We start from the raw sequence: 7,160 nt of genomic DNA on the forward strand, positions 1-7,160 counted from the left end.
CCCGCGAGGGTCTACAGTGTCCTTGAAGTTTCAAGAACGCCCGGCGGGCGGACACTCACTCTGGAGGGACACCTTATGTACGATCGCATTCTGGTAGCCGTGGACGGCAGCCCGGTCTCCGACCGCGCCCTGGAAGAGGCCATCAAGCTGGCCGGCCTCAGCGGCGGCAAGCTGCGCGTCATCACCATCGTCGACAGCCCGCTGCGCCACCTTCCCGACTACGCGGTGTACTACAACCCCGAGCCGCTGCGCGAAGCCGCGCTGAAAGCCGCCGATGACGTCCTGGCCAAGGCCCGCGAGAAGGTCGAGGCGAGCAACGTCGAAGGCGCCACCTTCGATCGCGTCTGCCAGGAGCGCGCCAGCGAGGAAATCGCCGAGCGCATCGAACTCGAGGCCCAGGCCAGCGATGCCGACGTGGTGGTCATGGGCACCCATGGTCGTCGCGGCATGCGCCGCCTGATGCTCGGCAGCGTGGCGGAAGGCCTGATCCGCGTGGCTTCGCGTCCGGTCCTGCTGGTCCGCGACAAATAAGGCGAAAGCCGACGAAAAAGGCCGTGGGGGGAATCCTCCACGGCCTTTTTTCTTTCAGCCCCCGTCGCTCACTGGGCTGCCCTGGGCGCGCGGCAACTGGCGAAGATGTCCAGCGCCGGCTGGTACAGCGAAGTCTGTACGTCCAGCAGGCCGAGCACCGAGTGGAACAGGTTGTCGTGGCTCAGGTCCTTGTCGTCGCGCTTGCCGTCCAGGCAACTGCGCTGGATGCCCCAGTTGCCCAGCGCCTGCGGGGCGAACCACATGACCATCGGCACGTGGATCTGCGCCTGGGGCGCGATCGAATAGGGCGCCGCGTGCAGGTAGACGCCATTCTCGCCCAGCGACTCGCCGTGGTCGGACACGTAGATCATCGCCGTATCGCGCTTGTCGGCATTCCGCTTGAGCAATTCGATCACCTTCGTCAGGAAGTGGTCGGTATAGAGGATGGTGTTGTCGTAGACGTTCACCAGCTCTTCCTTGCTGCAACTGCCGAGCTGGTTGGTCCGGCATACCGGCTGGAAGCGCTCCATCTCCTTCGGGTAGCGCTCGTAGTACTCGGGACCGTGGCTGCCATCGGAGTGCAGGACGATGATGGCGTCGTCCTGCAACCCGTCGATGTACTCCTGCAGGCCTACCAGCAGCGACTCGTCCAGGCAGTTCTTGCCGTCGCAGAACGGACTCGGCTGGGTCTTCGGGATGTCCCGGTTGGGCACCCGCAGGCAGGTGCCCTTGCAGTCGCTGTTGTTCTCCAGCCACAACACCTGCACGCCGGCACGCTGGAGAATGTCCAGCAGGCCTTCGTGGGTCTTGGCCTTCTTGTCGCTGTAGTCCTCGCGCGGGTACTGGGAGAACATGCAGGGCACCGAGACCGCGGTGGAAGTGCCGCAGGAACGGACCTGGGTGAAGTTGACGATGTCCTGCTTGCTCAGCTCCGGGTTGGTCTCGCGGGCGTAGCCGTTCAGCGAGAAATGGTCGGCACGGGCGGTCTCGCCGACCACGAACACCAGCAGCGATTTCTTCTGTCGCTGCAGCGCAGCCGGCGCCTGGCGGGCGTCCAGGCCGATCGGCTCGACCACCAGGTGCTCCTTGATCACCAGGCGCTGCTTGGCGTACTTGCCCACCGCGTAGATGTAGTTGGTCGGGTTGATGAAGTGGGTCAGCTTGTCTTCCTCGCGGAAGATCGGCGCGTAGGTGGAATAGAAGCTGCCTACCATTACCGCGACGATCAGCAGGCAGCCGAGCAGCGTCAGGATCTTGTTCAGCAGGCCGCGGAAGAACGGCCGGTAGCGTACCGGCCAGAGCCAGATCAGCAGCGAAGGCAGGACACCGAGCAGCAGCAGGTAGCCGAGCAGGGTCGGGTTGACCAGGTCGCCGGCCTCGGTGGCGTTGGTCTCGAAGACGTTCTGCACCATCACCGTGTCGATGCTGATGCCGTAGCTACCCATGAAGTAGGTCGCGCCGGCCGAGCACAGGGCGACCAGGGTCAAGGCCGGCTTGAGCAGCGGGCGGAAGGAAACCAGGGTCAGCAGGAGCGTGAAGGCGGCCCACAGGAACGCCGCGAACGAAGCGAAGAACGCGAAGCCCTTCAAGCCTTGCAGCGGCACCAGGCCATGCAGGGCCTTCCAGGTCGCCGCGTTGTAGAACACCACCAGAACCAGCGCGAACAGCATCACCAGCCGGGTCGAACCGATAGCCGGCAAGAAACGCTTGATACCCCCACCCATTGAAGCAACTCCTGAAACGTAACGGACCGCCGCCACCCCCGTGGCGGGGCGCCCGAACTCTATCGGGCGCCTGGTCAAAATTTCGTGAAGCCTCGCGAGCCCTCGCGGGCGCAGCGATCATGCCCGTGGCGATGGAGCCGGAACAAGCTCAGCTATGCCTTTTCTCCCCGGGAAGATGCCGAAACCGGCCGTATGTCGGCGGCCAGCGACTTCCTTCCATGCCGACCTTGCAGGTGGCTCCCGCTATCTATACTGGAAGCACAATGCCACCCCCATCCCCAGCCCGCGCCCGCGCCCGCGCCGTCCGCGGGTTTTCCGTGTCCAGGGAGACACCGCTATGGATTGGCAAGGCCTGCGCTTCCTCGGAGAGTCTCCCGTCGACGGCTACGTGCTGCAGAACTGCACCTATTCTCCGTCGCTGGTGGCGCTCGCCTTCCTCGTCGCCTGCCTCGCCGGGTACACGGCGCTGGACATGGTCGAGCGGGTCGGCAACAGCCTGAGCCACCCGCGCCGCTGGCAATGGGTCGGGGCGTTCTGCCTGGGCAGCGGCATCTGGGCCACGCATTTCGTCGCCATGCTCGCGTTCCACGCGCCGATCGCCCTGCGCTACGACCTGCCGATCACCGGCCTGTCGCTGCTGATCGCCGTCGCCGCCTCGTACCTGGCGATGTACATGACCGCCCGCCCGCGCTTCGGCCTGCTGCCCTGCCTGCTCGCCGCCTGCTGCATCGGCCTGGGCATCGCCGCCATGCACTACACCGGGATGGCGGCGATGCGCTCGGTGGCCACCCAGTACTACCAGCCATCGCTGTTCGCCCTTTCGGTACTGATCGCCATCGGCGCCGCCTTCACCGCCCTCGCCGCGGTCCCCTACCTGCGCGGCCGGCGCAGCGCGCGCTACCGCTACATGAAACTGATCGCCAGCCTGCTGCTGGCCGGCGCCATCGCCGCCATGCATTTCACCGGGATGGCCGCGCTGGTGCTCAGCGTACCCGCCGGCACGCCGCTGGAACTGCAAGCCAGCGCCGACTCGCTGCGCCTGGGCTGGCTCACCGGAGTGCTCGCCAGCGCCATCGCCGCCTGCGGCATCTGGGCCGCATGGTCGGAGAAACAACGGGAGCGCCGGCTCAGCGAAAACAGCCGGGTCAACGCCCTGCTCAACCAGCTCGACCACGCCCACGCCTCGCTGCGCCAGATGGCTCGCTACGACAGCCTGACCGGCCTGCAGAACCGCACGGCATTCAACGAAGTGTTCGTCCAGCACCTGGAGAACTGTCGCCTGAGAGGCAAGGGCCTGGCGGTGATGTTCCTCGACCTCGATCACTTCAAGCGGATCAACGATTCCCTCGGCCACGACTCCGGCGACGAGCTGCTGAAGATCGTCTCCGAACGCATCCGCAGCGTGTTGCGCGATAGCGACGTGGTGGCGCGCTTCGCCGGCGACGAGTTCTGCGTGCTCGCCGACCTCACCCAGGACCACGAGGCGCACATCCTCTCGCAACGCCTGATGCAGAAGATGAAGGAACCCATCGCCCTGGACGGGCGCACCCTGGTGATGACCGCCAGCGTCGGCGTCAGCCTCTACCCGAACGACGGCGAGCAGTGCGAGGAGCTGCTGAAGAACGCCGGCCTGGCCCTGCACCAGTCCAAGGCCTGCGGGCGCAACAACGCGCAGTTCTTCAGCCGGCAACTGCTGGTGCGGGCGACCCAGGAACTGCAGATGGAGGAGGAACTGCGCCAGGCCCTGCGCGACGACCAGCTGGAGCTGCACTACCAGCCGATCCTCGCCCTCGCCGACGGCGAGGTACACCAGTTGGAGGCATTGGTGCGCTGGCGCCATCCGACCCAGGGCCTGCTCGGTCCGGACCGCTTCATCGGCCTGGCCGAAGCCAACGGCATGATCGACCAGCTCGACGACTGGGTGCTGCGACGCGCCTGCCGCGACCTGCGCAGCCTGCACCTGGCCGGCCACGAACGGCTGCGGGTGGCGGTCAACTGCTGCGCCAGCAATCTCGGCCGGGCCAGCCTGGTCGACGAAGTCCGTCATGCGCTGGAGCAGGCAGGGCTGGCGGCGTGCTTCCTCGAACTGGAGGTGACCGAGGACGCGCTGATGTACAACATCGACCAGACCATCCCGCTGCTCGAACGCCTCCGCGAGCTGGGCGTCAGCCTGTCGATCGACGACTTCGGCACCGGCTATTCGTCGCTCGCCTACCTGCGCCGCCTGCCGCTGGACGCGCTGAAGGTGGATCGCTCGTTCATCATGGACATCCCCGCCTCGCAGCGGGACATGGAAATCGCCCAGGCGATCATCGCGATGGCCCAGAAGCTCCATCTGAAAGTCGTCGCCGAGGGCGTGGAGACCCCGCAGCAACTGGCGTTCCTCCGGGAGAACCATTGCGAGCTGGTGCAGGGCTACCTGTTCAGCCGGCCGCTGCCGCTGGCGGCCCTGGAAGAGTTCCTCCGCGCCTACCGCTTCGACGCCGCGCCGCCGCTGCGCAGCCTGAACCAGGCCTGAGGTTCACTCGACGGCGGTCCGGTATTGCTCCACCAGGGTCGCCGGATCGCGTTCGAGATTGCCCTGGCTGCCGTGCAGACGCATCAGCTGTGCGGCCAACCCGCTCATCGGGGTGGCCGCGCCTTGCTCGCGGGACAGCTTCACCGCGGTATCGAGGTCCTTGAGCAGGGTCCGTACGTGCCACTTGACCGGCTCGTAACGGCTCTCGGCCATTTGCGGGGCGAGGATCTGCAACGGCTTCGAGTCGGCGAAGCCGCCCGCCAGCGCCGGAGCGACCAGGCTGGCGTCGACTCCGGCCCGCTCCGCCAGCGCCACCACTTCGGCGATCACCAGGGCGTTGCAGGCAACGATCATCTGGTTGCAGACCTTGGTCACCTGCCCGGCGCCCACCTCGCCCATGCGCGTCAGGCGCTGGCCGAGCCGGGAGAGGACCGGCCGCAGGCGCTCGATATCCGCTGCGCGTCCGCCGGCCATGATCGCCAGGCTGCCGCTTTCCGCGCCCGGCGTGCCGCCGGAGACCGGCGCGTCGACCCAGCGCACGCCGCAGCGCGCCTCCAGCTCGGCGGCCATCTCGCGGGTGGCGGCCGGCTCGGCGCTGGAGAAGTCCACCAGCAACTGCCCGGGCCTGGCGTTCTCGACGATGCCGCCGGCGCCGAACACCACTTCGCGCACCGCCGCGGTATCGGCCAGGCAAAGCATCAGGATTTCCGCGTCGGCGGCCAGTTCGGCCGGGACCTCGACGGCTTTCGCGCCTTCGGCCGCGAGCAACTCGCGTTTGCCCGGCGAACGGTTCCACACCGCCAGCGGATAGCCGGCGGCCAGCAGCCGGCGGCACATGGGCACGCCCATCAGGCCGAGACCGGCGAAGGCAAGGGAAGGCAGGGAAGCGGACATGGCGGACTCCAATACGCAACGAATGGGCACGGGGAGCGCCATATTACCCGCGAGGCGCCGGCGAGCAACGCCGCGACGGCTGCCCAAGCGGGCCGCGCACCACTATACTCCCCGGGTTTTTTCCGCCATTGAACCGGAGAACTCTCCCATGTTGAAACGCTCCCTGGCGCTCGCCGCCGGCATCGCCCTGTCCCTGTCCGCCGCGCTCGCCCACGCCGAAGCCCTGAAAGAACTCAAGGTCTCGGCGATCCCCGACGAAGCGCCCACCGAACTGCTGCGCAAGTTCAAGCCGCTCGGCGCCTATCTGGAGAAGCAACTCGGCATGCCGGTGAAGTTCGTCCCGGTGGCCGACTACGCCGGGGTGGTCGAGGCGCTGGCCGCCGACCGCCTGGACATGGCCTGGCTGGGTGGCTTCACCTTCGTCCAGGCGCGGCTGAAGACCGGCAACGCCATCCCCCTGGTGCAGCGCGAGCAGGACCAGCAGTTCACCAGCAAATTCATCACGGCCGATCCCCAGGTGAAATCCCTGCAGGACCTGAAGGGCAAGACCTTCGCCTTCGGCTCGGTCTCCTCCACCTCGGGCAGCCTGATGCCGCGCTACTTCATGCAGAAGGACGGCATCGTCCCCGAGCAGTTCTTCTCCCGCGTCGCCTACTCCGGCGCCCACGACGCCACCGCGGCCTGGGTCCAGGCCGGCAAGGTCGACGCCGGCGTGCTGAACGCCTCGGTCTGGCAGAAGCTGGTGGACAGCGGCAAGGTCGATACCGCCAAGGTCAAGGTCTTCGCCACCACGCCGACCTACTACGACTACAACTGGACCGTGCGCGGCAACCTCGACCCGGCCCTGGCCGAGAAGATCAAGCAGGCCTTCCTCGCCCTCGACCCGGCGAAACCGGCCGACAAGGAGATCCTCGACCTGCAGGCCGCCAGCCGCTTCATCGAGACCAATCCGGACAACTACAAGGGCATCGAGGAGTCCGCACGCGCCGCCGGCCTGCTGAAGTGAGCCTGAGCCTCGACGGCGTGGACCTGGTCCACGCCGACGGCCAACGCGCCCTCGCCGACATCCGCCTGCGCCTGGCCGCCGGCGAACGGGTGGCCCTGATCGGACCTTCCGGCGCCGGCAAGACCAGCCTGCTGCGGGTGCTCGCCAGCCAATGGCGGCCCAGCGCCGGCCGTGTCGAACTGCTCGGCGAGGAGCCCTGGGCGCTATCCGCCGCCGCCCGCCAACGCCTGCGCGCGCGCATCGGCCTGGTCCACCAGGCGCCGCCGCTGCCGCCACGGCAGCGGGTGGTCAGCGCGGTACTGGCCGGACGCCTCGGCCAGTGGCCGCTGTGGAAGAGCCTGGCCAGCCTGGTCTATCCGCTGGACCGCGCCGGCGCCCACGACGCGCTGCAACGCCTGGATCTCGGCGACAAGCTGTTCCAGCGCTGCGACCAGCTTTCCGGCGGCCAGTTGCAGCGGGTCGGCATCGCCCGGGTGCTCTACCAGCG

6 protein-coding genes are annotated in these 7,160 nt (G+C 67.5%); 4 read left to right on the plus strand and 2 right to left on the minus strand.

All coding sequences use genetic code 11. The annotated features are described in order from the left end of the window. Positions 1-75 precede the first annotated feature (75 nt). Positions 76-531: a universal stress protein gene (locus FFS27_RS25210; protein WP_003091672.1), complete on the plus strand. Its 456-nt coding sequence runs from the start codon at positions 76-78 to the stop codon at positions 529-531. 68 nt (positions 532-599) lie between these two features. Here FFS27_RS25210 and FFS27_RS25215 read toward each other — a convergent pair whose 3' ends face one another. Beyond that, positions 600-2,255 carry a phosphoethanolamine transferase gene (locus FFS27_RS25215; RefSeq protein WP_003091675.1) on the minus strand — a complete coding sequence of 552 codons (1,656 nt, stop codon included), beginning with the start codon at positions 2,253-2,255 and terminating at the stop codon, positions 600-602. 337 nt (positions 2,256-2,592) lie between these two features. Between FFS27_RS25215 and FFS27_RS25220 the strand changes: the two genes are divergently transcribed. Next, entirely contained in the window at positions 2,593-4,773 is a 2,181-nt protein-coding gene (locus tag FFS27_RS25220; RefSeq protein ID WP_015502586.1) for a putative bifunctional diguanylate cyclase/phosphodiesterase, read from the plus strand. Positions 4,774-4,776: 3 nt separating this feature from the next. On the opposite strand, the gene FFS27_RS25225 is transcribed toward FFS27_RS25220, so the two are convergent. Continuing rightward, entirely contained in the window at positions 4,777-5,667 is an 891-nt protein-coding gene (locus FFS27_RS25225) for an NAD(P)-dependent oxidoreductase (RefSeq protein WP_023100903.1), read from the minus strand. A 148-nt stretch (positions 5,668-5,815) separates the two neighbouring features. Between FFS27_RS25225 and FFS27_RS25230 the strand changes: the two genes are divergently transcribed. Next, entirely contained in the window at positions 5,816-6,673 is an 858-nt protein-coding gene (locus FFS27_RS25230; RefSeq protein ID WP_003111582.1) for a putative selenate ABC transporter substrate-binding protein, read from the plus strand. Next, the coding region (locus FFS27_RS25235; protein WP_137952273.1) for an ATP-binding cassette domain-containing protein at positions 6,670-7,160 on the plus strand (491 nt) is incomplete at its 3' end. The genes FFS27_RS25230 and FFS27_RS25235, both read left to right, overlap by 4 nt.

The organism is Pseudomonas sp. 2VD, from assembly GCF_005503585.1.
Taxonomy (GTDB): domain Bacteria; phylum Pseudomonadota; class Gammaproteobacteria; order Pseudomonadales; family Pseudomonadaceae; genus Pseudomonas; species Pseudomonas aeruginosa.